The organism is Bradyrhizobium japonicum USDA 6, from assembly GCF_000284375.1.
Lineage (GTDB): Bacteria > Pseudomonadota > Alphaproteobacteria > Rhizobiales > Xanthobacteraceae > Bradyrhizobium > Bradyrhizobium japonicum.
On the sequence record NC_017249.1, the window covers coordinates 2,154,167 to 2,180,922 of the forward strand.

The 26,756-nt window shown below is 66.3% G+C and carries 21 protein-coding genes; 13 read left to right on the plus strand and 8 right to left on the minus strand.

Annotated features, from left to right (window positions below; translation table 11 throughout):
- Positions 1–223 precede the first annotated feature (223 nt).
- The 3 genes from BJ6T_RS10095 to BJ6T_RS10105 all read left to right on the plus strand — a co-directional run bounded on the left by BJ6T_RS10095 (position 224) and on the right by BJ6T_RS10105 (position 7,353).
- A complete protein-coding gene (locus BJ6T_RS10095) occupies positions 224–1,906 on the plus strand; it encodes a methyl-accepting chemotaxis protein (protein WP_014492241.1) in 1,683 nt (560 codons plus the stop codon).
- 192 nt (positions 1,907–2,098) lie between these two features.
- Positions 2,099–5,401: an acetyl-CoA carboxylase family protein gene (locus BJ6T_RS10100; RefSeq protein WP_014492242.1), complete on the plus strand. Its 3,303-nt coding sequence runs from the start codon at positions 2,099–2,101 to the stop codon at positions 5,399–5,401.
- A 95-nt stretch (positions 5,402–5,496) separates the two neighbouring features.
- The gene (locus BJ6T_RS10105; RefSeq protein ID WP_014492243.1) at positions 5,497–7,353 is read left to right on the plus strand and encodes a sigma-54-dependent Fis family transcriptional regulator; all 1,857 of its coding nucleotides are present in this window, start codon (positions 5,497–5,499) and stop codon (positions 7,351–7,353) included.
- A gap of 141 nt (positions 7,354–7,494) precedes the next feature.
- On the opposite strand, the gene BJ6T_RS10110 is transcribed toward BJ6T_RS10105, so the two are convergent.
- Positions 7,495–8,049 (minus strand): flavin reductase family protein, encoded by a 555-nt coding sequence (locus BJ6T_RS10110; RefSeq protein WP_028169873.1) that lies wholly within the window; start codon positions 8,047–8,049, stop codon positions 7,495–7,497.
- A gap of 56 nt (positions 8,050–8,105) precedes the next feature.
- On the minus strand, positions 8,106–9,203 hold the full coding sequence (locus BJ6T_RS10115) for an LLM class flavin-dependent oxidoreductase (RefSeq protein WP_014492245.1): 1,098 nt from the start codon (positions 9,201–9,203) through the stop codon (positions 8,106–8,108).
- A 240-nt stretch (positions 9,204–9,443) separates the two neighbouring features.
- Between BJ6T_RS10115 and BJ6T_RS10120 the strand changes: the two genes are divergently transcribed.
- Genes BJ6T_RS10120 through poxB form a run of 3 tightly spaced genes read left to right on the plus strand, consistent with a single transcriptional unit; the run spans position 9,444 to position 12,820 of the window.
- A complete protein-coding gene (locus BJ6T_RS10120; protein WP_014492246.1) occupies positions 9,444–10,358 on the plus strand; it encodes a 2-dehydro-3-deoxygalactonokinase in 915 nt (304 codons plus the stop codon).
- 13 nt (positions 10,359–10,371) lie between these two features.
- Positions 10,372–11,025, plus strand: a complete 654-nt coding sequence (locus BJ6T_RS10125) for a 2-dehydro-3-deoxy-6-phosphogalactonate aldolase (RefSeq protein ID WP_014492247.1) — start codon at positions 10,372–10,374, stop codon at positions 11,023–11,025.
- A gap of 58 nt (positions 11,026–11,083) precedes the next feature.
- Entirely contained in the window at positions 11,084–12,820 is a 1,737-nt protein-coding gene (poxB, locus tag BJ6T_RS10130; protein ID WP_014492248.1) for a ubiquinone-dependent pyruvate dehydrogenase, read from the plus strand.
- Here the strand turns inward: poxB and BJ6T_RS10135 are convergent.
- Both BJ6T_RS10135 and BJ6T_RS10140 read right to left on the minus strand, forming a co-directional pair.
- Positions 12,817–13,182 carry a hypothetical protein gene (locus tag BJ6T_RS10135; protein ID WP_014492249.1) on the minus strand — a complete coding sequence of 122 codons (366 nt, stop codon included), beginning with the start codon at positions 13,180–13,182 and terminating at the stop codon, positions 12,817–12,819. The genes poxB and BJ6T_RS10135 overlap by 4 nt on opposite strands.
- A gap of 68 nt (positions 13,183–13,250) precedes the next feature.
- Positions 13,251–14,159, minus strand: a complete 909-nt coding sequence (locus BJ6T_RS10140; RefSeq protein ID WP_014492250.1) for a PaaI family thioesterase — start codon at positions 14,157–14,159, stop codon at positions 13,251–13,253.
- Between the two features lie 161 nt (positions 14,160–14,320).
- Between BJ6T_RS10140 and BJ6T_RS47080 the strand changes: the two genes are divergently transcribed.
- Together BJ6T_RS47080 and BJ6T_RS10150 are read left to right on the plus strand one after the other, a co-directional pair.
- Positions 14,321–14,638, plus strand: coding sequence for a hypothetical protein (locus BJ6T_RS47080; RefSeq protein ID WP_014492251.1), 318 nt, complete (start codon positions 14,321–14,323; stop codon positions 14,636–14,638).
- A 184-nt stretch (positions 14,639–14,822) separates the two neighbouring features.
- Positions 14,823–16,049, plus strand: coding sequence for an LON peptidase substrate-binding domain-containing protein (locus tag BJ6T_RS10150; RefSeq protein WP_014492252.1), 1,227 nt, complete (start codon positions 14,823–14,825; stop codon positions 16,047–16,049).
- Between the two features lie 11 nt (positions 16,050–16,060).
- On the opposite strand, the gene BJ6T_RS10155 is transcribed toward BJ6T_RS10150, so the two are convergent.
- Positions 16,061–17,530 (minus strand): amidase, encoded by a 1,470-nt coding sequence (locus BJ6T_RS10155; RefSeq protein WP_014492253.1) that lies wholly within the window; start codon positions 17,528–17,530, stop codon positions 16,061–16,063.
- Between the two features lie 111 nt (positions 17,531–17,641).
- Positions 17,642–18,760 carry a cyanuric acid amidohydrolase gene (atzD, locus tag BJ6T_RS10160; protein WP_014492254.1) on the minus strand — a complete coding sequence of 373 codons (1,119 nt, stop codon included), beginning with the start codon at positions 18,758–18,760 and terminating at the stop codon, positions 17,642–17,644.
- A gap of 420 nt (positions 18,761–19,180) precedes the next feature.
- Here atzD and BJ6T_RS10165 point away from each other — a divergent pair, with 420 nt between their 5' ends.
- From BJ6T_RS10165 to BJ6T_RS10180, 4 genes are all read left to right on the plus strand, one after another.
- Positions 19,181–21,517 carry a Tex family protein gene (locus tag BJ6T_RS10165; RefSeq protein ID WP_014492255.1) on the plus strand — a complete coding sequence of 779 codons (2,337 nt, stop codon included), beginning with the start codon at positions 19,181–19,183 and terminating at the stop codon, positions 21,515–21,517.
- Between the two features lie 367 nt (positions 21,518–21,884).
- Positions 21,885–22,445 (plus strand): hypothetical protein, encoded by a 561-nt coding sequence (locus BJ6T_RS10170; protein ID WP_014492256.1) that lies wholly within the window; start codon positions 21,885–21,887, stop codon positions 22,443–22,445.
- A gap of 100 nt (positions 22,446–22,545) precedes the next feature.
- Positions 22,546–23,238 carry a response regulator transcription factor gene (locus BJ6T_RS10175; RefSeq protein WP_014492257.1) on the plus strand — a complete coding sequence of 231 codons (693 nt, stop codon included), beginning with the start codon at positions 22,546–22,548 and terminating at the stop codon, positions 23,236–23,238.
- The gene (locus BJ6T_RS10180) at positions 23,225–24,301 is read left to right on the plus strand and encodes a sensor histidine kinase (protein WP_014492258.1); all 1,077 of its coding nucleotides are present in this window, start codon (positions 23,225–23,227) and stop codon (positions 24,299–24,301) included. Before BJ6T_RS10175 ends, BJ6T_RS10180 begins: the two co-directional genes overlap by 14 nt.
- Before the next feature lie 12 nt (positions 24,302–24,313).
- Here BJ6T_RS10180 and BJ6T_RS10185 read toward each other — a convergent pair whose 3' ends face one another.
- Both BJ6T_RS10185 and BJ6T_RS10190 read right to left on the minus strand, forming a co-directional pair.
- Complete coding sequence (locus BJ6T_RS10185) at positions 24,314–24,685, minus strand: response regulator transcription factor (protein ID WP_014492259.1); 372 nt, start codon at positions 24,683–24,685, stop codon at positions 24,314–24,316.
- Positions 24,682–25,548 carry a S1C family serine protease gene (locus BJ6T_RS10190; protein WP_014492260.1) on the minus strand — a complete coding sequence of 289 codons (867 nt, stop codon included), beginning with the start codon at positions 25,546–25,548 and terminating at the stop codon, positions 24,682–24,684. The genes BJ6T_RS10185 and BJ6T_RS10190 overlap by 4 nt, the downstream gene beginning before the upstream one ends.
- Before the next feature lie 200 nt (positions 25,549–25,748).
- Between BJ6T_RS10190 and BJ6T_RS10195 the strand changes: the two genes are divergently transcribed.
- A complete protein-coding gene (locus tag BJ6T_RS10195) occupies positions 25,749–26,714 on the plus strand; it encodes a VOC family protein (protein ID WP_014492261.1) in 966 nt (321 codons plus the stop codon).
- Positions 26,715–26,756: the final 42 nt, after the last annotated feature.

Genomic DNA, 26,756 nt, shown 5'->3' on the forward strand with positions numbered 1-26,756 from the left:
CCGACCGCAAGTCAACGCTCGGAGCGCCGATATCGAGGTCTTCTAGATCTAAAGAGCCGGGATCCCGGATGCAGCCAAGCCCCGCCAGCCTGCAAGGCCGCGCAGTATGCCGGCGGCCGCCGACGCAATTTCGTGGAGGTTTGGGGAACCCGAATGCTTAAAGCTTCGCTAAGGGGTGCGGGATAAACTGGCAAATCAGCCCTTCCAATTCTTGCGAGCACCGATGTTTTTCTCCCGCATCAGTTTCAAGCTGGTCCTGATTGTCGGCATCAGCCTTCTCGGCATGATCGCTCTGGCGCCGATCGCGCTCTCCACCCTGCGCGCGCAGATGATCGCCGACCGCCAGGCCAAGACGCAGCACATGGTCGATGTCGGCTACGGCATCCTGGCGCACTATCAGAAGCTCGAGAGCGAGGGGAAGCTGCCGCGCGAGCAGGCGCAGGCCGCCGCGATCGCAACGATCAAGAACCTGCGTTATGACAAGGTCGAGTATTTCTGGATCAACGACATGGCCCCCAAGATGGTCATGCACCCGATCAAGCCCGAGCTCGACGGCAAGGATCTCTCCGGCATGAAGGACCCTGCCGGCAACGCGCTGTTCATGGGCTTCGTTGACGTCGTCAACAAGCAGGGCGCCGGCTTCTACGGCTATCTCTGGCCGAAGCCGGGCTTCGAGCAGCCGGTCGGAAAAATCTCCTATGTGAAGGGCTTTGCGCCCTGGGGATGGATCATCGGCACCGGCATTTATCTCGACGACGTCGACGCCGCTTTCCGCCAGAACGCGACGACATTCGCCTACATTTGTCTGGCCGTCCTGGTCCTGGTGTTGGCCTGCTCCTTCGTAATCGGCCGCAGCGTGACCGGGCCGCTCGCGAACATCACCGCGCTGACCGAGCGGCTCGCCGCCGGCGACAGCGCGTTCGAGGTGCCCTACACCGGCCGCAGCGACGAGGTCGGCGGGCTCGCCAAGGCGCTTGCCGTGTTCAAGGACAATGCGTCGGCGGTGAGCCGCATGCATGCCGAGCAGCAGGAGACGAAGCAGAGGGCCGACGACGAGAAACGCAAGACGATGGCCGATCTCGCCGGTAGGTTCGAGGCGAGCGTTCAGGCCGTCGTCCGCGACGTCTTCACCGAGGCGCGCGCGATGCAACAGGCCGCGCAAGGCATGTCGGAGACCGCGAACAAGGCGACCGACCGCGCAAGCTTCGTCGCGACCGCCTGCCAGCAAGCGTCGAGCAACGTGCAGACGGTGGCGTCCGCCGCCGGCCAGCTGTCATCCTCGATCACCGAGATCAGCCAGCGTGTGGCGCAGGCTGCAAGCGTGGCCGACAAGGCGGCTGCCGACGGTCAGCGCACCAACGACACCGTGCAGGGGCTGGCCGCCGCCGCGCACAAGATCGGCGAGGTCATCGACCTCATCAACCAGATCGCCTCGCAGACCAACCTGCTCGCGCTCAACGCCACCATCGAGGCGGCGCGCGCCGGCGAGGCCGGCAAGGGGTTTGCCGTGGTCGCGAGCGAGGTGAAATCGCTGGCGAGCCAGACCGCGAAGGCGACGGACGAGATCGGCGCGCAGATCGCCGCGATCCAGGCCGAGACCAACCAGGTCGTCGGCAACATCGAGAGCATCCGCAAGACCATCATGGAGGTCAACGAGATCTCCTCGTCGATCGCGGCCGCGGTCGAGGAGCAGGGCGCCGCGACGCAGGCGATCGCCCACAGCGTGCAGGAGGCGGCGTCCGGCACCGACCAGGTCTCGCAGAACATCTCCGGCGTCACCGACGCCACGGCGGAAACGGGCCAGGCCGCGGGCCTCGTGCTGCAATCGAGCGGCCGGCTGTCGCAGAAGCTGCAATCGCTGGAGAACGAGGTCAGCACCTTCGTTGCGGGCGTGCGGGCCGCCTGACATCGCGCTCATACTGTCTGCCGTGGCGCGGATTATTCGTCTCATCGCGGCGCGCGCGGACAACTGATATTCCGGCCGACGGGAGCGGTCATCGCATCCGCTTCCTCGCCCTTGACGATCGCGGTTAAAGTGCCGAAGCAGGACCATCGAACCTGCCGATCCGCGCTTCGCTCGCGGGCATGGAGACGCCGCATGTCGTTAAAAAAACTCCTGATCGCCAACCGTGGCGAGATCGCCATCCGCATCGCGCGTGCGGCGGCCGATGCCGGCGTCGCGACGGTCGCGATCCATCCCGCGGATGACGCACTCTCGCTGCATGTGCGTGTTGCCGACGAGGCGGTCGAAATTCCCGGTCGCGGCGCACGGGCCTATCTCGATATCGAAGCGGTGGTGAAGGCGGCGAAGAGCGCCGGCTGCGACGCGGTGCATCCCGGTTATGGCTTCCTCAGCGAGAATGCCGCGTTCGCCAAGGCTTGCGCGGATGCGGGCATCGCCTTCGTCGGGCCGAAGCCGGCCGCGCTTGAACTGTTCGGCGACAAGGTTGCGGCCCGGCAACTGGCGAAGCGTTGCGGCGTGCCGATCATCGCCGGCACCAGCGGACCCTCGTCGCTGGAGGAGATCACGGCATTCTTCGAATCCCTCGGCAAGGGCGCGGCGATCGTCATCAAGGCGATGGCCGGTGGCGGCGGCCGCGGCATGCGCGTCGTGGAGAATGCCGCCGATCTCGCGGAAGCTTATGCGCGCTGCCAATCCGAGGCCAGCGCGGCGTTCGGCTTCGACGGCGTCTATGCCGAGCGGCTGATCCGGCAGGCCCGCCATATCGAGGCGCAGATCATCGGCGACCGCCATGGCGCGATCTCCCATCTCTGGGAGCGCGAATGCAGCATCCAGCGGCGGCACCAGAAGCTGATCGAGGTGGCGCCGAGCCCGTCGCTCAGTGACGCCTTGCGCGGCCGCATCATCGAAGCTGCAAAGCAACTCGCGACCGCGGCGGCTTACGACAATCTGGGCACCTTCGAGTTCCTGGTCGACGGCACGGCCGAGGACAGCTTTGCCTTCATCGAGGCCAATCCGCGGCTTCAGGTCGAGCACACCGTGACGGAGGAAGTGCTCGGCCTTGACCTCGTCCGCGCCCAGCTCGCGGTCGCCGCCGGCGCAACATTGGCCTCCCTTGATCTGGCACAGGGCTCCATCCCGAAGCCGCATGGCTATGCGATGCAGCTCCGCGTCAACATGGAGACGCTGGACGAGCTCGGGGCGACGCATCCGACCGGCGGCGTGCTCGCCGTGTTCGAGCCGCCGTCCGGGCCCGGCGTCCGCGTCGATAGTTTTGGTTACGCCGGCTACAAGACCAGCGCGGCGTTCGATTCCCTGCTGGCCAAGGTCATCGTGCACACGCCGGGCGAAGCCTGGCACGACGTCGTGGCAAAAGCCTCGCGCGCCTTGCGCGAGTTCAGGATCGACGGCGTCGTCACCAATATCGCCTTCCTCCAGGCCGTGCTCGCACATCCCGATTTCAGGACCAACCGCATTGCGACCGATTTCATCGATCGCAACATCGCAAAGCTGGTCGAGGCGGCCGATGGCGCGGCAAAGCCGCTCTATTTTGCCGCGACCGAGCGAAGCGGCCATGGCGCGGAGACGCACGTCGCGCAGATCGTGCCCGAAGGCGCGGTGATGGTCGCAGCACCCCTGCAGGGAACCATCGTCACCATCCAGGTGAAGGAAGGTGAGATCGTGCGTCCGGGTCAGCAACTCGCCGTGATCGAATCCATGAAGATGGAGCATCTGGTCATGGCCGAGCAGGGCGGCCGCGTCATGAAGCTCGTCGCCGCCGATGGCGTGACCCTGATGCATGGCGAACCGATCATGTATCTGGAGCCGCTCGACGTCGCGGCCGATGCGTCGGCCGCGGAAGCCGATGTCGATCTCGACCATATCCGTCCCGATCTTGCCGAACTGATCGCTCGCCAGGCCAATACGCTCGATGCGAACCGGCCGGCCTCGGTCGAGCGCCGCCGCAACACCAATCAGCGCACCGCGCGCGAGAACGTCGCGCAGCTCGTCGACGACGGCTCGTTCATGGAATATGGCAGCCTTGCGATTGCAGCGCAGCGGCGCCGCCGTAAGCTCGACGATCTCATCAAGAGCACACCGGCCGATGGCCTCGTGATGGGTGTTGCGACGGTAAATGCCGACAAGTTCGGCGCCGAGGGCGGCCGCTGCATCGTCGTGGCCTACGACTACACCGTGCTCGCGGGCACGCAGGGCCACATGAACCACAAGAAGATCGACCGCATGCTGACGCTTGCGGAAGACTGGCGCGTGCCGCTGGTGTTCTATGCCGAAGGCGGCGGCGGCCGGCCCGGCGACACCGACCGGCTCGGCATGACCGGCCTCGACGGCCCGTCCTTCGTCCAGTTCGCGAAGCTCTCCGGTCTCGTGCCTGTCATCGGCGTGGTCTCCGGCTATTGCTTTGCCGGCAACGCCGCGATGCTCGGCTGCTGCGATGTCATCATCGCCACCAGGAATGCCTCGATCGGCATGGGCGGACCGGCGATGATCGAAGGCGGCGGTCTCGGCGTCTATCACCCGGCGGAGGTCGGCCCTGTTACGTTCCAGTCACCGAACGGCGTGATCGACATCCTCGTCGAGGACGAGGAGGAGGCGACGCGGGTGGCGCAAAAATACCTGTCCTATTTTCAGGGCGCGGTGTCGGAGTGGCAGGCGGCCGACCAGCGCCTGCTCCGTCGTGCGATCCCGGAGAACCGTTTGCGGGTCTACGACATCCGCAGCGTCATCGCTCTCGTTGCCGACAAGGATTCCGTGCTGGAGCTGCGCCGCGACTACGGCGTCGGCATGATCACCGCGCTGATCCGCATCGAGGGCAAGCCGTTCGGCCTGATCGCCAATAATCCGCGCCATCTCGGCGGCGCGATCGATGCCGACGCCGGCGACAAGGCCGCGCGCTTCCTCCAGCTCTGCGATGCCTTCGATCTGCCGATCGTCTCGCTCTGCGATACGCCCGGCTTCATGGTCGGCCCGGAGGCCGAGAAGACCGCGATCGTGCGCCACGTCTCGCGCATGTTCGTGACAGGCGCGAGCCTTACCGTGCCGCTGTTCGGCATCGTGTTGCGCAAGGGTTATGGGCTCGGCGCACAGTCGATGATCGGTGGCGGCTTCCACGCCTCGTTCTTCACCGCGGCCTGGCCGACCGGCGAATTCGGTGGCATGGGTCTGGAGGGCTATGTCCGTCTCGGCTTCCGCAAGGAGATGGAGGCGATCGCCGATCCCGAGGAACGCGAGACCTATTATCGGAACAAGGTCGCCGAGCTCTATGCCAACGGCAAGGCGGTCTCGATCGCCTCGGTGTTCGAGATCGACAACGTCATCGACCCCGCCGAGACGCGGCGCTGGATCATGGCAGGCGTGCGCTCGGTGCCGAAGCCGCCCGCGAGGACGGAGAAGAAGCGACCCTGCATCGATACGTGGTGAGCGCAGTGCAGCAATAGCTGCGTCCCGGTTCCCGATTGACATCCCCGCCTGTGCTGCCAGACTTTGCACAATAATACAGGGTGGAGACGTCCGCGATGGCCAGCCTTTCGGCCTCGAACCATGTCGCCCGTGTCTTGTCCGTCGCCAATCATGTGGCCGACGTCGACGCCTCTTCGCGCATCGCCAATTCCTGGCGGCGCTGCCTGGTGAGCCACAAGCTCGACCCCGCCCGCCAGGGCCCGCCGCAGACGCTCACCGAAGCCGAGATTCGCCATGTCGCCGAGCCCATGGAGGAGACGATCCGGCTGGCAACGCCCGAGCTCGACGATCTCGCCCGCGTGCTCCGCGACGCAGGCTACTGCGTCAATCTCGCTGACGTGAACGCGACCATGCTGTTCAGCCGCCTGCCGGGCGAGGCCGATGCCAAGATGTTTCTGGACTGGAAGATCTACACCGGCTCGAATTTCGCCGAGACCTTCGAGGGCACCAACGGGCTCGGCACTGCGCTTGCCGAAGAGAAGCCCATCCTGGTGCATCGTGACGAGCATTTTCGAGCGCAATGGCACATGTTCTCCTGCGCCGTGGCGCCGTTGTTCGATCAGGCCGGCCGGCTCGCCGGTGCCGTGAACATCACCTCGTGCCGCGAGGATCTCGAACGCACCGCGCATCAGCTTGCGCTCGCGGTGACGATGGAGGCGACGCGGCGGATGGAGGGCGCGATCTTCCGCGGCCATTTCCGCAACGCCTGGATCGCCACCGTGCCGGGTGACGGCGGCAGCGGCCTGCTCGCCTATGACGACGATCGCCGCATCGTCGGCGCTTGCCGTTCGGCGCGCGCGCTGCTGGGCCTCACCGACGGCTTGATCGCATCGGGCATCGATCTGTCGCGCTATATCAAGTTCGATCACCATGCTGCGCGTGGTGCGGACGAGGTCGTCGAGCTGCGCCGCGCCGACGGCAGCGCGCTCGGGCAGGGACATGTCGCGCCGCCGCTGCGGGCGAGGCCGTCCACTCAGCGTCGTGAGGTTCCCGTCGATCGTTTCGATTCGCTGCATCGGCTCGCAGGTCGCGATCCCGGCCTGATCAAAAGCGTCCAACGGCTGCGGAGCATCGGCGACCACAATCTGCCGGTGCTGCTGTACGGCGAGACCGGCGTCGGCAAGGACGTGTTCGCGCGCGCGATTCATGCGGCGAGCAACCGCGCCCGCAACCATTATGTCGCGCTGAACTGCGCGGCGATGCCGGAGAGCCTGATCGACGCCGAGTTGTTCGGCTACGAGGCCGGCGCCTTCACCGGCGCGCGCCGCGACGGCTCGAAGGGTCTGATCGTGCAGGCCGACGGCGGCACGCTGTTTCTCGACGAGATCGGCGACATGCCGATCGCGCTCCAGACCCGCCTCTTGCGCGTGCTCGAAAACCGCGAGGTCTGGCCGCTCGGCGCGCTCAAGCCGGTGCCGGTCGACATCCGCCTGATCAGCGCGACCCATCGCGACCTCGGCCGCATGGCGGAGGAGGGCGCCTTCCGCGCCGATCTCTACTTCCGCCTGCGCGGCATGGAGGTGCGACTGCCGGCGCTGCGCGAGCGCGCCGATAGAGACGATATCATTCGCCAGATCGCGCGCGAGGAGGCGCCGGATTGCCGCCTGTCGGACGAGGCCTGGGCGTTGCTCTCGGCCTATCCCTATCCCGGCAATATGCGCCAGCTCCGCCACGTGCTGCGGCTTGCCGGCTGCACGGCGGAGGACGGCGTCATCATGGATGCCGATCTCGATCTGCCTCCGTTCGGAGGCCGCGCCGCGGAGCCTGACCTTGCCGCGGCCGAACGCGCGACCATCATCGAAGCGTTGCAGAAGCACGGCGGGCGGGTGACGGAAGCGGCGCGTGCGTTGAAGCTCAGCCGTGCGACGCTCTATCGCAAAATCAAGCAGCTGAAGATCGAGACGGCGCAGTAGCGTGGTCTGCCGGAGATGAACGCGCGGCGGGTGAGAGGGAGTCTCCGCGCGTCCAGCTCTCACCTTGCTCGCGGAGACTCCCCCTCACCCCAACCCTCTCCCCGCAAGCGGGGCGAGGGAGCGCACCGCCGATGCCGGCCACTATGAAAAATCCGTCCAGCTCAGATGCCGCGAATCGAGATCGCCGACTGTCACCGTGTCGCGCATTTCGCGCGGGACGTGGAAGCTGCTGCGCAGATACACCAGCGGCGCGGCCTCGTCGGAGTGCGAGACGCCACGCACCTCGCCGACGAAGATCGAATGCGTCTTGGTTTCGAATTCCTGCGCCAGCACGCAGTCGAACGCGGCGACCGCATCCGTCAGCACCGGCGCGCCTGTCACCCCGCGCGTCCACTGCCCGAAGGCAAAGCGATCGTCGCCATTGACGCCCTTCTGGCCGCTGAAGGTCAATGCGAGCGCGGCGTGATCCTCGTGCAAAAAGTTGATCGCGAAGGCGCCTTCCTCGCGGATGCGGGCATGCGCGCTGGCGTTGCGGTTGACGCAGACGATCAGGGACGGCGGATTGTCCGACAGCGAGCAGGCTGATGTCACCGTCAGCCCGGTGCGCTTGCCGTGTTCGGCGCCAACCGTGACCAGTGCAACCGCGCCGGCACATTGGCGCATTGCAAGTTTGAAATCCTTCGCGTCGACGCTCACGCCGAAATCTCCGAAACGGGGCGGGTGCGACACGATTGCGCCGCACCCGCCGCGCGTCAAGCGGCCTTCTTCGCGGAGCCGAGATGCTTCAGGCGCGGCATCACCTCTTTGCTGAGCAGCGAGAGCGAATGGCGCCAGGCCTCCGGCTTGTGCTTGTAATCGAAGCCGAACACCAGCAGCACGCCGAAGCCGCCGACCTCGTCGTAGATCTTCTCGATCTTCTCGGCGACGGTTGCGGGCGAGCCGACGATCCAGTTCCGCTTGGCGCAATATTCGACGGTGACGTCGCTGTCGGGCACGTCAGGCGCGTGCTTCAGATAGTCCTTGAAGCCGAAATGGCCGAGCAGGGGCAGGAAGTACTCGTGCATCATCCGGCCCATCATGTCACCGGTCGAGAGCTTCCACGCCTCTTCGTCGGTGTTGGCGACGAACACCTCGCGCACGAGGCGCCAGTCCGCGCGGTTCGGCTTGCGTCCGGTCTTGGCGGCGCCGATCTCGACCGAGTCCCAATGGCTGCCGACATAGGCCGGGTTGAGGTTGAGGCTCATCGGAATGAAGCCGCGCTCGCCGGCGAGCTTCAGCGTGTCCGAGTTCTTCGAGAGCCCGGCAACGCCGATCGGCGGATGCGGGGCCTGGAGCGGTTTGATGTGGGGCTTGAGGAAGTCGAACATCGTGTCCGGCTTGGTCACGGTCCAGAACTTGCCCTTGTAGGTGAATGGCGCGGGATCGGACCACAGCTTCAGGATGATCTCCAGCGCCTCGCGGGTCATGTCGCGGTTCTGTCCGCTCATGCCGTCGACGTTGAACATCGCCCAGTCGCTCGGCAGGCCCGAAGCTGCGACGCCGAAATTGAGCCGGCCCTCGGAGAGATGGTCGAGCATTGCGACGCGGTTGGCGAGCTCGGCCGGGTGGTGATAGGGCAGCAGGAAGCCGCCCGGCCCGATGCGGATATTCTTGGTCTGCATCAGCGCCTGTGCGATCAGAAGGTCCGGCGTGGGATTGGGTTCCCAGGGCGCGGTGTGGTGCTCGCCGACCCAGGCCTCCTGATAGCCGAGCTCGTCGAGCCAGCGCATGACTTGCAGGTCCCAGTCGTTTCCTTCCTTCAAGCCGCACTCCGGCGGATGCGAAGGCATCGTGAAATAGCCGATCTCCATGGGTTTCCTCATCTGATGTTGACGCGTCTTGTTGCGCGTTCCTGGACTTGAACAGGACAGCTTTAGCAAGCGGTGTGCCACCGCATCGCAAGCCGTGTGTCAGCGCGGCGAGCGCCTCAGACCCGCGAAAAATCGCTGGTTTGAGGCGGCAATAGCCGATATCCCGGGGCGGATTTGCGGGCGTCCGTCTCATTGTCGCGAGACGGCGTCTTGCCGATGAGACCAAGGATACCCGTTGAGATGACCGAACCCGCCTATGTCGCGGTGGACTGGGGCACCAGTAGCTTCCGCCTCTGGCTGATCGACCGTGCCGGCCAGGTGCTGGCTGAACGTCGCAGCGATGAGGGCATGCTGGCCGCGGCCAAGGCCGGCTTTGCCGGTGTGCTGCAGTCGCATCTCAAGGCAGTCGAGGCCCCGGCCCAGCTGCCGGTGCTTGTCTGCGGCATGGCCGGCGCCAAGACCGGCTGGGTCGAGGCCGGCTATGTCGACACGCCTGCGCCGCTCTCTGCCGTGCTGAAGCAGGCCGCGCTTGTGCCAGGCGAGACGCGCGATATTCGCATCCTGCCCGGGATCGCGCAGCGCGATACCAGGGCGCCGGACGTGATGCGCGGCGAGGAGACGCAGTTGCTCGGCGCACTCGGTCTCGAGGCCGCAGGCGAAGCGCTGGTCTGCATGCCCGGCACCCATTCGAAATGGGTGCGCGTGAAGGACGGCACGGTCGCCCATTTCTCCACCTTCATGACCGGCGAGCTCTTCAGCGTGGTCTCGCGCGAGACGATCTTGTCGCTCGCGGTCGCCGGTGCCGATGATGCCGAGGATGTCGCGAGCTTCAAGGCGGCCGTGAAAGCCGCGTATGAAGCGCCGGCCTTCGCGGCCAACCTTCTGTTCACGGCGCGGTCGCGGCAGCTCCTGTTCGGCGGCACGCCGGCCGCCGCGCGCGAGACGCTGTCGGGCACGTTGATCGGCGTCGAGCTGGCGGCAGGGCTCTCCGGCACGGTGCCGAAAGCGGGCATCACGCTGATCGCCTCGGGGCGGCTCGCGATGCTGTACCGGTTCGCCTTCGATGCGCTGTCGGTCACCGTGCGGCCGATCGATGCCGATGAAGCCGTTCGCCGCGGCCTGTCGATGGCGGCTGCCGCGATCTGGACGACATGAGAGGAATCTTGAGATGAGCGTTCCCTTTCCGCCGATGAAGCGTCCGCTGGTCGCGATCCTGCGTGGTGTGAAGCCCGAGGAGACCGAGGCGATCGTCGGCGTGCTGATCGAGGCCGGCATGACCGCGATCGAGATCCCCCTGAATTCGCCGGAGCCGTTCCGCTCGATCGCGACTGCCGCGAAGCTCGCGCCGTCCGGCGTCCTGATCGGCGCCGGCACGGTGCTGACCGCCGCAGATGTCGATCGTCTCAACGACGTCGGCGGCAAGTTGATGGTCTCGCCGAATGTGGATACGCAGGTGCTCACGCGTGCACATCAGTACGCCATGGTGACGTTGCCGGGCGTGTTCTCGCCGACAGAGGCGCTGCTCGCCGCGCGCTCCGGCGCATCGGGCCTGAAATTCTTTCCGGCCAGCGTGCTCGGCGCGTCCGGCATTGCCGCGATCCGCGCCGTGCTGCCGGCGGGCGTGATGATCGCCGCCGTCGGCGGCGTCTCCGATCAGAATTTTGCCGAATACATCCAGGGCGGCGTGACGGCGTTCGGGCTCGGCTCCAGCCTCTACAAGCCCGGCATGAATGCGGCCGATGTCGCGGCCCGCGCGAAAGCGACGATCGCGGCTTACGATCGGGCGATTGCGAAAGACTCCGTGGTAATAAACAAGCCGTGATCCCGGCATCGCGGATTTGTATCCTATCCTGCCGCGTCAGCGAGATCAGGAGACCGACATGGCGATCAACAACGTGGCCGATCTGTTCGTGGCAACGCTAGAGCAGGCCGGCGTCAAGCGCATCTACGGCATCGTCGGCGACAGTCTGAACGGTCTCACCGAGGCGCTGCGCCGCCGCGGCACCATCGAATGGATCCATGTTCGGCACGAGGAGGTCGCGGCCTTCGCCGCCGCTGGCGAAGCCGAGATGACGGGAAGCCTCGCGGTGTGTGCAGGCTCCTGCGGCCCAGGCAATCTGCATCTGATCAACGGCCTGTTCGATGCGCATCGCAGTCGCGTCCCCGTGCTTGCGATCGCGGCACAGATCCCTTCGGCCGAGATCGGCGGTGGCTATTTCCAGGAGACCCATCCGCAAAACCTGTTCAGGGAGTGCAGCCATTATTGCGAGCTGGTGTCGGATCCGAGCCAGCTGCCTTACGTGATCGAGAACGCGATCCGCGCTGCCGTAGGCCTGCGCGGCGTCGCCGTGATCGCGATGCCCGGCGACGTCGCGTTCCGCAGCCCGCCCAAGCGCGCGCTGTCGACGACGCGCGGCCTTGCGCTGTCGGCGCCGAAGGTCGTGCCGCAGGCCGACGAGCTGAAGGCGCTCGCGGACCTCCTGAACGGCGCCGAGCGCATCACCCTGTTCTGCGGCCGCGGCTGCGCCGGCGCGCATGCGCCGCTGATGCAGCTGGCCGAAGCGCTGAAGAGCCCGATCGTGCATGCGCTCGGCGGCAAGGAGCACGTCGAGTACGATAACCCCTACGACGTCGGCATGACCGGCTTCATCGGCTTCTCCTCGGGCTACGCCGCCATGCACGCCTGCGACGCGCTGGTGATGCTCGGCACCGATTTCCCTTACAAGCAGTTCTTCCCCACTGATGCGCAGGTCGCGCAGATCGACATCCGCCCGGAAAATCTGGGACGGCGCTGCAAGATCGATCTCGGCCTCGTCGGCGACGTCAAGCTGACCATCGAGGCACTGCTGCCGCTGCTCAAGACCAAGACGCAGCGGAGGCATCTCGACGACGCCATCGCGCACTACAAGAAGGCGCGCGAAGGGCTCGACTCGCTTGCGAAGGGGACGCCGGGCAGCAAGCCGATCCATCCGCAATATCTGGCAAAAGTCATCAGCGACCATGCCTCCGACGACGCCGTCTTCACCGCCGATGTCGGCACGCCTACGGTGTGGGCCGCGCGCTATCTCGACATGAACGGGCGCCGCCGGCTGATCGGCTCGTTCGTGCACGGCTCGATGGCCAACGCGATGCCGCAGGCGATCGGCGCGCAGGCCTCGCAGCCCGGCCGCCAGATCATCTCGCTGTCGGGCGACGGTGGCTTCACCATGCTGATGGGGGACCTGATCACGCTGACCCAGATGAAGCTGCCGGTGAAGGTCGTGGTCTTCAACAACGGCGTGCTCGGCTTCGTTGCGCTGGAGATGAAGGCGGCCGGGTTCGTCGACACCAATGTCGATCTCGAGAATCCCGATTTCGCGGCGATGGCGCGCGCGATGGGCATTTTCGCCAAACGCGTCGAGGACCCCGGCGAGCTTCCGGGGGCCGTGAAGGAGATGCTTGCCCATGACGGACCCGCGCTGCTCGATGTCGTCACGGCGAAGCAGGAGCTGTCGATGCCGCCGACCATCACGCCCGAGCAGATCAAGGGCTTCAGCCTCTGGGTGCTGCGCGCGGTGATGAACGGGCGCGGAGACGAGGTGCTCGATCTCGCTAAAACAAATCTGCTACCGCGCTAGCCGCGCTTCGCCGAAGGGGCGGGCAGGCGCTCGTGGCGGTGCTGGAAGCGCTGCCAGTACAGCACGATGCCGATCAGCAGGGCCGGCGCGAAGCCGAGCGCGATCAGGAAATGCGGCAGCTGCGTCGGCGAGATGAACGCAATGGCGATATCGGAGATCAGCCAGAGCGCTGCGAACATCACCGCGAAATCGGTGCGCGGGCAGCGCAAATAATAGAACACGGCGGTGATGACGATGGCGGGCCCGATCGCGATGCCGATCATCACGGCGGTCAGCTCCTTCGGCGTCAGTGCGTCGAGCACCATCGACGCCAGCAGCCAGAGCGCGGCGAACATGGCGATGATGTCGAGCGGATGCCGCAACCCAATACCTCTCGCAGGAAACGCGCTATCGTTGTGGCCGGAACTCCGGTCGTCAAGGGAAAATACGCCTATTCCTCGTCACTTCCGGGCGTTGGCCGCAGCATGAAATGGCCGAAAGCGGTGGCGATCGGCTTGTTCGCATCGCCCTGCCAGGCCCGCGCCTCGAAGGCGACGATGCGCCGGCCCTGTTTCACGATCGAGACATTGGCGACGGTATCGAGGGCACGTCCGGAACGCAGATAGTTGACGGTGAGCCCGATCGGCTTGGGCAGCGCAGCGATACCGAGCTCGCGCCTCACGCCGAGGATCGCGGAGGTCTCGAGGAAGGCACCGGTCATGCCGCCATGGATCGCGGGCAGGATCGGGTTGCCGATGATCTGCGGTGAGAACGGCATCGTCAGCGTGCCGTCGTCATTGACGCGAATGCCGAGGCAGCGCGCGAACGGGCTGTTGGCGAACGGGCCATCCGGATCGTCGGGCGCCTCCAGCGTCGGGATGCTGCGCGAGTCCATCCTGCGGTCCGCGAGCATGTTGGTGCGGTTAGCGCCGATCATGAAGCAGGCGGTCGCGGTTGCGACCGGATCGTCCTCAGACTCCTGATAGGCGGTGGAGCGCACGAAGGCGATCGAACGCGTGGTGCGGTAGCAGACCGAATGCGCCTTGATGTCGAGGCCCGGCGTTGCCGGCTTCTGATAATCGATGCGCAGATCCAGGGTTGCGATCGCGCGCGTGCCGTCGAGCGCAAGTTGCACGGCCATGCCGCAGCTCTCGTCCAGCATCGCGGTGACGACGCCGCCATGCAGCACGCCGGTCTCGCTGTCGCCGACGAAGACCGGACGATAGGGCAGGCTGGACCAGGCCTCGGCGGGGGCGAAGCGGTCGAGCTGGAGCCCGCTGATATGGCCGTAGTCGGAACGGCGGCCCTTGATCGCCTCGGCGAGTTCCTCGAACGGCAGCGTGGTGGGTGAAGTGGACATGACGACGTTCTAGACCAGTGTCGGTCGCTGCGCAAAACCCCGAAAGGGGCTCATCAGGCAGGTCTGCAGGCAGGTCTGCCTGGGCCGGTTTGGCCTCGACACGGCGTGCCGAAGCAACGATGGTGGGCGCTTCGTCCGCCGACTAGCCCCAAGGAGTGCCCATGGCCGACCCCGAAACACCCGCCGCCAATCAGGGGCCCGCGACCATTTCGAGCTCCAGCTCGGAACGGGCACCGATCATCTATTTCGACGGCGCATCCTGCTTCGGACACCACAACGGCGCGATCCAGATCGAGCTCGCCGCGAACTTGCTGATGCCGGTTGGTGCCGCCGTCAGGGTCGACGTGGTCCAGACCGCGCACTTGCGTTGCAGCGTGGCCGCAGCGCTGGCGCTGCGCGAAGCGCTCGACAAGGCGCTGGCGATGTACAGGCAGGGCCAGCAGCAGCCGGCGGAGGTGATCCCGACCGTGAAGAACTGAGATCGCAATTGACAGCAAACTGTCTTTGCGTCACTTTTCGCGCAGGTTGATACGACCTGCCGGTTGCACCCCTCCGTGGAATGGTGAACGTATCGAGCCCTTGATCGGCCCCCTTTGCCCGAGCGACCGGGTCAGCAACGCAACCACCTGACACACCTGGATCGCTCATGCAGAGGACGAACCGATGCGCGATTTTCGCGATGCCAAGGCTATGGCGCAGGCCCTGCGCGAATCCCTGACCCATAAGGCCGTTACCATCAGCCACAGCGAGAGCCTGGAGCTGGTGTCGAAGATGCTCGGCGCTGCCGACTGGAACACGTTGTCGGCCATGCTTCAGGCAGATCGTCGCGACACCGTCGCGCCGGCTGCACGGCTCAAGACGACAACGGCGCTCTATCCGGCCGTTCCGCTGCGCGATCTCGTTCCATTTCCGAATGCGACCTACCCGCTGTTTGTGGGCCGCGAGAGCACCGTTCGGGCCCTGAACCAGGCGTTCGACGGCGGACAGGAGGTCGTGCTGGCGATCCAGCGCGAGGCAGCCGTTGATGATCCCCGGTTTTCCGATGTCTACGAGATCGGCATATTGGCCCAGCTGCTCGAACTCGTGCCGCTCGAAGATGGCACGTTCAGGGTGCTGACGCGCGGACTCCGGCGTGTCGCGCTGCGTAGCTTTGCCGCTGAATCAGCCGCGTATCAGGCCGAGGTCTCCGACGTCAGCGAGGGAGCGACCCGCGATGCGAGGGATCTGATCCGAAGGATCTATCAGCGCTTCCAGGACTACGCGGCGGCCCACGGAATCCTCGTGCCGGACCTCTGGCTGTTCTTCGATCAAACCCGTGATCCCGGACAGATCGCCGATACCGTTGCGACGCGGATGAAGTTATCCATCAGGGACAAATACGAGCTGTTGGCGACGCTCGATCCCATGAAGCGGCTCGAACGGATCGAGGCGCTGCTCAATGCGTCGCAGCGCCCGGTGTCGGCAAATTACGCGGCGACGAAACGGCAGGCGCTCGATCATGCCGATCGGCGTCGCCATCAATACGCCACGCTCGAGCATCTGCTGCTCGCCCTGATCGATGATGCGGAAGCCTCCGCGGTGATGCGCGCCTGCGATGCCGATCTTGGCGGGTTGAGCCAGGGTCTCGTGCAATATCTCGACAACGAGCTCAAGCACACGGTGATCGAGGCAGCCAGCGCCGAGCCCACGGCGGCGTTCAAGCGCGTCGATCAGCGCGCCGCGTTCCTCGCCCAGGAGGTGGGTTACGCGGCGGTGACCGGCGCCAACGCGCTTGTTGCCTTGTTTGCCGAAACGCGAAGCCCGGCGGCACGTCTGCTCGCGGAGCATGGCGTTTCGCGCGGGCGTGCTGACAAAGCGATCGCGCGCGGCGTTGGCAAGGGCGAGCCGTAGGTCGCTCTCTCTCAGCCCACATGCACCTTCGGCTTCTTGCCGCCGTTCCACTTGCCGTCGAGTGCGCGCTCGATCTGGGCGGCCAGCTGCAGCAGCAGGCCGTCATTGGCCTGCTTGGCGATGGCCTGGATGCCGAGCGGCAGGCCGTGGTCTTGCTCTGCCATCGGCATCGAGATCGCCGGCATGCCGCAGAGATTGGCGAGCGGCGTGAAGGCGAAGAAGCGCCAGAGATTGCCGAACCAGTCGAGCACGTCGGGATTGTCGGAGATGGTGAGATATTCCCTGGTGCCCACCTTCGGCGTCGGCAACGCGGTGATCGGCGTCAGGATGACGTCCCACTGCTCGAAGAACGCGCCGAAGCCGCGCGAGGTCGTGTTGAACACGCCTTGCATCTTCGCCCGCTCGGCGAAGCTCGTGTGCCGACCGGCTTCCCAGATCCTGATGTTCATGGGCTCGATCAGATCTTCGGGTGGCTTTTCCAGTCCGCGCGCGGCAAGCATGTTGGAGATCACCACGGCAAAATTGCTGATGTAGCAGGTGGTCTGCGCCGCGAACGCGGCGCGGAAGTCGAGCTCGGGCAGCGCGTATTCGACGTGATGGCCAAGGCCTTCGAGGAAGCGGCCGGTCTTCTCCAGCTCAGCGGCGATCTCCGGCGTTGCGGTGTAGTCGCCCCAGGTGTGCGACAGCGCGATGCGGAGCTTTGACGGGTCGCGCTTGATCATCTCGGAATAGGGCTGCGCCGTGGTCCAGAACGGCATGAACTCGCCGGGCGCAGGCCCGCGGGCATGATCGACGAAGGCGGCGGTGTCGCGCACCGAGCGCGATTGGCAGCCCTGGATCGAGACGAGACCGGTAAGGTCGGACATGTGCGGCGCGAGCGAGAACACGCCGCGCGACACTTTCAAACCGATATTGCCGTTGACGCCGGCGGGAATGCGGATCGAGCCGCCGCCGTCGGTCGCATGTGCGATCGGCACGACGCCGGCCGCGACCATCGCCGCGCTCCCGGCGGACGAACCGCAGGTGGTGTAGTCGGTGTTCCAGGGATTGCGCGTCACGTAGACGGCGGGATTGTCGGCCGAGCTGCACACGCCGAATTCCGGCGTCGTCGTGCGTCCGATCAGGTTGAGGCCTGCCTGGCGGAATTTGCCGGTGAGGAACGTATCGGCCGCGGCGCGATTGCCGCGCATCAGCAGCGAGCCCATCTCCTGCAGCCGGCCCTTCATGGTCGGTCCGAGGTCCTTCATCAGGAAGGGCAGGCCGGCGAACGGGCCGGCGAGATTGGCGCCGTCCTTGGCCGGATCGGCGATCACGTCCTCGAACAGCTCGACCACGCCGGACAGTGCCGGATTGACCTTGGCCACGCCCGCGGCGGCCTGGCGCGCCAGTTCCTTCGCCGTCAGTTCGCCCTTGCGGACGCGCGCCGCGAGGCCAACGCCATCGTGCTGCGCCCATTCATTCCAGCTCATCGGCAAAGTCATGAAGTCGAAATCCCCTTGATAGCGGCGCCACCTTCTTCGCAAGGGCCCGCGTGAATCAACTGAGCCGGCGCGAAGGGCAGGGTTGCGCCGGGCGGAGAGGTCGCCGCGTCATTAAGACAGCCGCGCGATCGCCGCAACCGGGCCGCCGCCGGCCGGTCCCTGATGCTCGGCACCGCCGGAGACATAGACCGCGCCGGTGCCGGCGAGGCCGGCGATCAGGCCGCCGACGGCCGCGCGGGCGTGGCGCGTCGAGCTGATGTCGGTGTCTTCCAGCATGGTGTGGCGGAAGCCGCGCACGCTGCCATCAGGCGAGGCCTCGGCCTTGGCGAAGATGTTGACGAGCTCGCGGCCCTCGGTGGCTCGCGGCGCGACGCCGAGGCCAACACCAAGCCCGACGCTGTTCAACGCCGACACCACCGCCGGGGCATCGATGGCATCGTTCATCACGGCGTGGCCGATCTCGAAGTCGCTCGCTGAAGACGCCGAGTTGCCGAGCACGATGATGACGTTGTGCATCAGCTCGATCCCTGACGAGGTGGACGCAACCGACGAGAACAGATCGTAGCGCCGCAGCACGTCGTCGTCGTGAACGTCGGAATCGATCTCGCCGAGCGCGACCGCGACCCCAAGCGCGGAGGCGCCGCGCGAATAGGCCATCGAGCTGTAGGCGCTGGTCGTGGCCGTCTTGCTGCCGCGCGCGTTTGCTGCTTCGACGCGGTCGCTGGTGAGCAGCGGGCATTTGATCTGCACGAAATGGACGTCGGCGGGATCGATGATGCCGGCATCCGCCATCGCGGCACTGACCGCCCGGGCCGTTTCCATGATCTGTGCCGAGCGGCCGATCTCTTCCGGGAGGAAGTCCCGGGTGTGCGCCATGCCGATGCTCAAGCGCTTGCCGGACATGCCTGCCGGGCGCTCAGCCTCGCGCCGCGTGAACACCGTGATATGCGGGCTGAGCACGCCTTCGGTGCCACCCGACATCACGAAGGCGATCCGCTGCTCGACTGCCTCTGGCGAAAGGCCGAGTTCTGGCGCCAGCGCCGTGCACAACGCAGCAACGGCATACTCCCGCGTAAAATCGTTGACGCCGCCATTGCCTTCGGTCTTGCCGAGGATGGCCAAAATCGTTGCCGGGTCGATCGCGCCGGAGCCGATCATGGCCATGAGGCCGGAGACGTCGCCGGGGCCGGTGGTGGCGACCTTGAAGACGCCGACCGATGCTGTCCGCATTGCAGTCCTCGTGTGGAGTTCGGTGGTCCGGCGGGTCAACCAGCCGTGGAACGGAGGCGCATGTCAAGGTGCACGCGATGTCCTCTCACCGTCACCCTGAGGTGCGAGCGACGCGAGCCTCGAAGGGCGACGGCCCGGCTGCATCCGGGCCGTTCGTCCTTAGAGGCCCGCATGGAACGCGATGCGTCCCATGCGGGCACATCAGGATAGCGGATCGGCCATTTTTGGTTTCCCGCGACGCAAGAGAGAAGCCGCCGGCATCCCCACGAATGTGGCGAGATCGCATCGGTTTGACAAAAAAATCCTCTGTCGACGGTTGCGCGCCGCACCTTGATGAATCAACCTCGGTTGGTCCATAAGCGGCGTCCCGCTGCCGGTGGTTCGCCCCCGCGTCGCGTGCTTGGATAGAGGGATTCTCGCGTGGCAAATATCAACCAGAAAATTGCGCAGGAGCTTGGGGTACGGGCGGAGCAGGTCGAGGCGACGGTGACGTTGCTCGACGGCGGCGCCACGGTTCCCTTCATCGCCCGCTACCGCAAGGAAGCGACTGGTGCGCTCGACGACGCGCAATTGCGCACCCTGGAGGAGCGCCTGGGCTATTTGCGCGAGCTCGAAGACCGCCGCAAGGCCATCCTCGAATCGGTCCGCGAGCAGGGCAAGCTCGATGCCGCGCTCGAAGCCTCCATTCTCGCCGCCGACAGCAAGGCGCGCCTCGAAGACATCTATTTGCCGTTCAAGCCGAAGCGCCGTACCAAGGCCGAGATCGCCAAGGAAGCCGGGCTCGAGCCGCTCGCCAATCAGCTGATGGCTGAGTCCGGCAACGATCCGAAGGTCGTGGCCGAAGCCTTCATCAACGCCGAGAAGGGCGTGGCGGATGCCGCTGCCGCGCTCGATGGCGCCCGCGCCATCCTGGTCGAGCGCTTCGACGAGGACGCCGACCTGATCGGTGCTTTGCGCGAGGAGATGTGGACCAATGCGCGCATGGCCTCCAAGGTGCGCGACGGCAAGAAGACCGAGGGCGAGAAGTTCGCCGACTATTTCGAGTTCTCCGAGCCGCTGACGAAGCTCCCGTCGCACCGCATCCTCGCGATGTTCCGCGGCGAGAAGGAAGAGATACTCGATCTCCAGATCCAGGCCGAAGCCGAAGCGCCGCCGCCGGGAGTGCCGAGCGCTTATGAATTGAAGATCATGAAGCGGTTCGGCATCGCCGACCTCAAGCGCGCCGGCGACCGCTGGCTGATCGACACCGTGCGCTGGGCCTGGCGGACCAAGATCCAGGTGCATCTCAACATCGACCTGCGCATGCGGCTGTGGAACGCGGCCGAGACCGAGGCCGTGCGCGTGTTCGCTTCCAATTTGCGCGACCTGCTGCTCGCGGCACCCGCCGGCACCCGCGTCACCATGGGCCTCGATCCCGGTTACCGCACCGGCGTCAAGGTCGCCGTCACTGACGCGACCGGCAAGGTGGTCGATACCGCCGTGATCTATCCGCACGAGCCGCAGCGGCAGTGGAACGAGGCGCTCGCGATCCTCGGCAAGCTTGCGCTGAAGCATCGTGTCGAGCTGATCGCGATCGGCAACGGCACCGCTTCGCGCGAAACCGACAAGCTCGCAGGCGATCTCGTCAAGGGCCTGGCCGAGCTGAAGATGACCAAGATCGTGGTGTCGGAAGCCGGCGCGTCGGTCTATTCGGCCTCGGCTTTCGCCTCCGAAGAATTGCCTGATCTCGACGTCACCCTGCGCGGCGCAGTCTCGATCGCCCGCCGTCTTCAGGACCCGCTCGCCGAGCTCGTCAAGATCGAGCCCAAGGCGATCGGCGTCGGCCAGTACCAGCACGACCTCGGCCAGGCCAAGCTCGCCAAATCGCTCGATGCCGTGGTCGAGGACTGCGTGAACGCGGTCGGCGTCGACGTCAACACCGCCTCGGCACCGCTGCTGGCCCGCGTGTCGGGCGTCGGCTCCGGCCTCGCCTCGAGCATCGTGGCACACCGCGACGCCAACGGCCCGTTCAAGTCGCGCAAGGCGCTCAAGGACGTGCCGCGCCTCGGCCCGAAGGCGTTCGAGCAGTGTGCGGGCTTCCTGCGCATCCTCGGCGGCGAGGACCCGCTCGACGCCTCCGGCGTGCATCCGGAAGCCTATCCCGTGGTGCGCCGGATTCTCAGCGCCACCAAGAGCGACATCAAGGCGCTGATCGGCAGCAGCGAGATCGTGCGTACGCTGAAGCCCAAGGATTTCGTCGACGAGACCTTCGGTCTGCCGACCGTCACCGACATCCTGCGCGAGCTCGAGAAGCCCGGCCGCGACCCGCGTCCGGCGTTCAAGGCCGCGGTGTTCAAGGAAGGCGTCGAGGAGATCAAGCATCTCCAGAAGGGCATGATCCTCGAGGGCACCGTGACCAACGTTGCCGCCTTCGGCGCCTTCGTCGATATCGGCGTGCACCAGGACGGCCTGGTTCACATCTCGGCGATGTCCAGGAACTACATCAAGGATCCGCGCGAGGTGGTGAAGCCCGGCGACATCGTCAAGGTGAAGGTGCTGGACTTCGAGGTCGCCCGCAAGCGCATCTCGCTGACATTGCGCCTCGACGACGAGGTCGGCGCCAAGAAGGATGCACCCGGCATGCAGCGGGACAACAGCTCGCGAAACCCCGCGCGCATGACGTCGTCGGCCCCGCGCAACCAGGAATCCTCCGGCGGCGGTGCCCTCGCCGAAGCCATGCGCCGCGCGGCCGAGAAGAACGGCGGCAAGCGGGCGTGATATTTGAACCTCTCCCCGCTCTTTGCGGGGAGAGGCCGGATCGCGCTAGCGATCCGGGTGAGAGGCAAGGCATGCGGCTGACCGGATCAAAGGTCCCTCCGGCTGGTAAGCTGATGGTGCACGGGACAAGCGTCGCGATCACTTTTTAGATCGCATTCGCGGGACGCAGCCTCTCACCCCACGCTCTCAGCGCGAGCGAAGCTCGTCGCGGCCCCGTCAGAACGGGGCCAGGGAGCGAAAGAGCGTTCGTCCCTAACACCCGCGTCAGAATCTGGCGCGTTTGTAAGTTGAAGGTGCCTGTCCCTTCCTCTCATCTGATCCACCTCGCGCGGCAGAAAGACCGCCGCGCAGCACGGAGGATGCTTCGATGGACAACAGGCTTCTCAAAGGCGTGACTGCGGTGACGCTCGCCGCAATGATGGCGCTCGCTTCACCTGTGCTTGCCCGTGGCGGCGGCGGTGGCGGAGGGCATGGCGGTGGCGGCTTTGGTGGTGGCGGCCACGGTGGCTTTGGCGGCGGCGGGCATTTCGGCGGCGGCGGAATGCATGCGGGCGGCTTCGGCGGCATGCGCGCGGGTGGCTTCGGCGGCATGGGCGGCGCGCGCTTTGCTGGCGGCCCGGGCTTCGGTGGAGCACGCTTCGCCGGTTCGCCTATGGCCGCCCGTGCGGCCATGGGGCCGCGCTTTGTCGGTGCACCATTGGCGACCCGCGCCGCTTTCGGCCCGCGGTTTGCTGGCCCGGGCTGGCACGGCAGGCCGTTCATTGGTCGCCATGCCTTCTTCCACCGTCACCGCTTCAACCGGTTCGCTTTCGTCGGCGCGCCGTTCTTCTATGCCAACTATGGCAACTATTACGACGATGGCTGCTGGCAAAGGAGCTGGACAGCCTATGGGTGGCAATGGGTCAATGTGTGCGGAGACTATTGGTAGTCGCATCGCGGTACCGCACCATTGTCGCGATCGCCACCGGGCGGTTCCGCTCAGCCCCGGAACGGGATAGTCTGGTGGCGATCGTCGCGCGGAGTTTTGCATGACCGGAGGTCACCGTCGCATTCTGGTCGTCGAGGACGATCCGGAAACCGCAGGCCAGCTCGTCGAGGAACTGACCACCTCGGGCTACGACGTCGATCTTGCCGCGACGGGTCGTGAAGCCCTGAGTCACGGCGTCGCCCGCGACTATGCCGTGATCACCATCGACCGCATGCTGCCCGACATCGACGGCATCGCCGTGATGCGCCAGTTGCGCGACGACGGCATCGCCGCGCCCTTCCTGATCATCTCCGCGCTCGGCGAGGTCGACGACCGCGTGCGCGGTTTGCGCGCCGGCGGCGATGACTATCTCGTCAAGCCGTTCTCGTTCGTCGAGCTGCTGGCGCGCCTCGAGGCGCTGGGCCGGCGCAGCGAGACCGTCGCCAAGGAAACGATTTTGCGGGTCGGCGATCTCGCAATCGACCTGATCGCGCGCAACGCCAGCCGGCGCGGCCGGAAAATTCCGCTGCTGCCGCGCGAGTTTCAGCTGCTCGAATATCTCGTCCGCAACGAGGGCCGCGTCGTCTCCCGGGCGATGCTGCTCCAGCATGTTTGGGACCTGCATTTCGATCCCTCCACCAACATCATCGACGTCTATGTCGGGCGCGTCCGCCGCAAGGTCGACGATGCCCAGGCCTATCCGCTGATCCATACCATCCGCGGCATCGGATATTGCCTCCGTGCTCCTGGCTAAGACGCTCCGCTCCTCCACCTTCCGTTTGGCACTGATCGCGATCGCGGCGTTCGGGCTGATCGTCGCGGCGATCATGGCCTATGTCTATTTCGGCACGATCGCCTATGTGCAGGGCCGGGTCGGCGACGCCGGCGATCACAGCGGCTTCACCGCGATGATCGAGCTCGCGATGGTCGCCGTCGCCGTGCTGCTGGCCGTGCTGGCCGGGCTCGCCGCCGTGCTGGTGACGCGGCGCACGGTCGGACGGATCGAGGAGATCAATGCGACCAGCCGCGCCATCATGCTGTCGGGGCTCGACCGGCGCATTCCCTTGCGCGGCAGTCACGACGAGTGGGACCGCGTCGCCGAAAACCTCAATCAGATGCTCGACCGCATCGAGACGCTGATGGGCGAGGTCAAGCAGGCCAGCGACAGCGTCGCCCACGATTTGCGCACGCCGCTGACACGCATGCGCGGCCGGCTGGAAAAAGCCTATCACACCCCGCGCAACGGTGAGGCCGACGCCGTGCTGATCGGCGACACCATCGCCGATCTCGATTCGGTGCTCGGAATGTTCGCTTCCATCACGCGGATCTCGGAGATCGAGACCCGCGCCCGCCGGAGTGCGTTTCGCACGCTCGACCTCGCTGAAATTGCCGGCGAGGTCGTCGAGCTCTACGACGCCGCGGCCGAGCAGGTCGCGACCCGCCTCAGCCTTGGTGGCGATCGCGAGGTGGCGATTACAGGGGACCGCGACCTGCTGTTCGACGCCATCGCCAATCTGGTTGACAACGCGATCAAGCACGGTCGCGCGGGCGGGCAGGTCACCGTCACCTGTCGCAGCGCCGGTGGCGGCGCGGTGATCGCGATCGCCGACGATGGTCCGGGCATTCCCACCGGGGAGTGCGATCAGGTGTTCAAGCGCTTCTACCGACTCGAACAGAGCCGTTACACGCCGGGCAACGGTCTGGGCCTGAGCCTGGTCGCGGCGGTTGCCGGCCTCCATGGCGCCGAGATTGCGCTGCACGACAATGCGCCCGGCCTCACGGTCCGGCTCAGCTTCCCGGCGACATCAGCGCGATAGAAGCTGACGGCGTCATAGCTCGATCACGCCGCGGCGTGCCGCATGCGCGACCGCGTCGGTGCGGCCGGTGGCATCCAGCTTGTCGAGCAGCGAGCCGACGTGGAATTTGACCGTGTGCACGGAAATGCCGAGCTGGCGCGCGATCAGCTTGTTGGACGCGCCTTCCGCCATCAGCGCCAGGACGTCGAGCTCGCGCTGCGTCAGTGCGATGTCTTCCGGCATGCTGCGCGGATCGCGGGCCGTGACCGTCGCCGTGGCGGCTTCGCCGGGTGCGGCGAGCCGAAGCCCGGCGATGCTGCCGAGCAAGACCGCCAAGCGATCGGCGAGGGCGGGATCGTCGATCTCCAGGGCGAGCACGATCTCGGGCGATTTGTCCTCGCTCACGCCTCCGGCCTCTCGCTGATCGTGACCTTGAAGCTGACGGGCTCGCCGCCACGGCGCACCGCGACATCGACCACCGTGCCGACGCTCGCAGGTCCCAGCGTCCGCGACAGCGCGCGCACGCCGGAGAGCTTCTGGTCGTTGACCGCCACGATGACGTCGCCCTGGCGGATGCCGGCCGCAGCCGAAGGACCGGCCTTGTCGACATTCATCACCATCGCGCCGATGCCATCGTCGAGCCGCACCGGCTGGAGCCCGAGGCCGAGATATCCGCGGGCGATGCGACCGCGCGCCTCGAGCTGTGCCGCGACCCGCTCGATTGTCGCCGTCGGGATCACCAGGACCCGCCGCGGTCCGAGCACGGCCATACCGAAGGCGTCGCCTGATGCATCGAGTGCGAGCCCGCCTTGCTGCGCGAAGCGCAGGCGCACGTCGAGCTCGATACGCGCATCGATGTCGCCGCCGCGCAAGGAGCGCCAGCTCTTGCCGGACAGTGATACCATGCCGAGCGCCGCGCTCGGCGCGTCGCGATCGGCGGCGACGACGACCGACAGCGTGCCGAGGGGCGGAACGGTCGCGGCCAGCTTGACCGGCGCAAGACTGGCATCGGTGCGCAACAGCGCGATGTCCGTCGTATGGTCGCGGCCGGCGATCGTGGCGGCCGCGGTGCTGCCGTCGGGGAGGCTGATCTGGATATCACCCTCATCGGCCAGCGCTTCGTCCGCGGTGACGATCAAGCCGGGTTTCCAGACGAAGCCGGTGGCGCGGGAGCGGTGCGAATGCACGGCGACGACGGACGGCGCGCTACGCGTCACGACATCCGCGAGCGCGGATGAAAGGGACGACAGAGGAGTGAGATCGGTCATGGAAGGCTCCTGTAAATTGTCCTCAATCTGGGATGTCGCGGGCGATTGCGAAACTGGCCGGGTGGCCAGGACTGACAGGGCGGATCGGCCTCCGCAGGACAGCGGCCGACGAACATGTGATTGGGACGCGCTCACGGGAACGTGTAGCAATCCAGGAATTGCACCGCACGTCCCCAAGCGTTTCCAGCGAGCCCCGACCGATGACCGTCGACCTCACCCGCCGCACCCTGCTTCAACTCGCCGGTGCGACCTCGCTCGCGATGGCGGCCGCCGCCGCTGCTCGGGCCGAGGGCATGCCGCAAGGTGGTGGGCCGACCTATGCCAGCCGCACGCCGATGCGGGTGGGCATGGTGACGCTCCGGGTCAAGAATCTCGACAAGGTCGCGGACTACTACCGCGACGTGATCGGGCTCACCGTGATGGAGCGTTCCGCAGGTGCCGCGACGCTCGGCACGGCCGGCATCATGCTGCTCGTGCTGGAAGCCCGTCCCGAGGCCGCGATCGAGCCGCGCAACGCCGCGGGCCTCTACCACACCGCCTTCCTGATGCCGTCGCGCAAAGATCTCGCGCGCTGGCTGGTGCACGCCGCCTCGCACCGCGTGCCGCTGTCGGGCTTCGCCGATCATCTCGTCAGCGAATCCGTCTATCTCGACGACCCCGAAGGCAACGGTATCGAGGTCTATGCCGACCGCGATCCCTCGCAATGGCAGTGGAGCGAGGGCAGCGTGAAGATGGCGAGCGACGAGCTCAACATCCCTGACCTCTTGTCGCTGACCAACACGCGCGTCGCAGACTACGCCCAGGCGCCGGACGGTCTGCGCGTCGGCCACATGCATCTGCGTGTCGGCGATCTCGCCGAGGCCGAACGATTCTATCACCGCACGGTCGGCCTCGATCCGACCCGCCGCCGTGGCGGCGCCGCGTTCCTGTCGTCGGGCCGCTACCATCATCACCTCGGCATGAACGTCTGGCAGAGCCAGGGCGCCGGCCAGCGCGACGATTCCACGACCGGTCTCGCCTGGTTCTCGCTGGTGATGGCGAAGCAGGAGCTGCTCGCCGCCCAGGAAGAGCGCCTGCGCAAGAGCGGTGTGAAGGTCACGGCGCTTGCCGACGGCGTGGAGGCGATCGATCCCTGGGGCACGCGGGTACGTTTGCTCAAGGTTTGATCGCCGGGGCGGGCATTGCTAATACCTCCGGGGTGCCAGCTT

What these genes read in the sequence shown, in the direction of transcription:
- BJ6T_RS10095 (WP_014492241.1), top strand. Translation starts at nt 224, where the DNA reads ATGTTTTTCTCCCGCATCAGTTTCAAGCTGGTCCTGATTGTCGGCATC.
- BJ6T_RS10100 (WP_014492242.1), top strand. Translation starts at nt 2,099, where the DNA reads ATGTCGTTAAAAAAACTCCTGATCGCCAACCGTGGCGAGATCGCCATC.
- BJ6T_RS10105 (WP_014492243.1), top strand. Translation starts at nt 5,497, where the DNA reads ATGGCCAGCCTTTCGGCCTCGAACCATGTCGCCCGTGTCTTGTCCGTC.
- BJ6T_RS10115 (WP_014492245.1), bottom strand. Translation starts at nt 9,203, where the DNA reads ATGGAGATCGGCTATTTCACGATGCCTTCGCATCCGCCGGAGTGCGGC.
- BJ6T_RS10120 (WP_014492246.1), top strand. Translation starts at nt 9,444, where the DNA reads ATGACCGAACCCGCCTATGTCGCGGTGGACTGGGGCACCAGTAGCTTC.
- BJ6T_RS10125 (WP_014492247.1), top strand. Translation starts at nt 10,372, where the DNA reads ATGAGCGTTCCCTTTCCGCCGATGAAGCGTCCGCTGGTCGCGATCCTG.
- poxB (WP_014492248.1), top strand. Translation starts at nt 11,084, where the DNA reads ATGGCGATCAACAACGTGGCCGATCTGTTCGTGGCAACGCTAGAGCAG.
- BJ6T_RS10140 (WP_014492250.1), bottom strand. Translation starts at nt 14,159, where the DNA reads ATGTCCACTTCACCCACCACGCTGCCGTTCGAGGAACTCGCCGAGGCG.
- BJ6T_RS47080 (WP_014492251.1), top strand. Translation starts at nt 14,321, where the DNA reads ATGGCCGACCCCGAAACACCCGCCGCCAATCAGGGGCCCGCGACCATT.
- BJ6T_RS10150 (WP_014492252.1), top strand. Translation starts at nt 14,823, where the DNA reads ATGCGCGATTTTCGCGATGCCAAGGCTATGGCGCAGGCCCTGCGCGAA.
- BJ6T_RS10155 (WP_014492253.1), bottom strand. Translation starts at nt 17,530, where the DNA reads ATGACTTTGCCGATGAGCTGGAATGAATGGGCGCAGCACGATGGCGTT.
- atzD (WP_014492254.1), bottom strand. Translation starts at nt 18,760, where the DNA reads ATGCGGACAGCATCGGTCGGCGTCTTCAAGGTCGCCACCACCGGCCCC.
- BJ6T_RS10170 (WP_014492256.1), top strand. Translation starts at nt 21,885, where the DNA reads ATGGACAACAGGCTTCTCAAAGGCGTGACTGCGGTGACGCTCGCCGCA.
- BJ6T_RS10175 (WP_014492257.1), top strand. Translation starts at nt 22,546, where the DNA reads ATGACCGGAGGTCACCGTCGCATTCTGGTCGTCGAGGACGATCCGGAA.
- BJ6T_RS10190 (WP_014492260.1), bottom strand. Translation starts at nt 25,548, where the DNA reads ATGACCGATCTCACTCCTCTGTCGTCCCTTTCATCCGCGCTCGCGGAT.
- BJ6T_RS10195 (WP_014492261.1), top strand. Translation starts at nt 25,749, where the DNA reads ATGACCGTCGACCTCACCCGCCGCACCCTGCTTCAACTCGCCGGTGCG.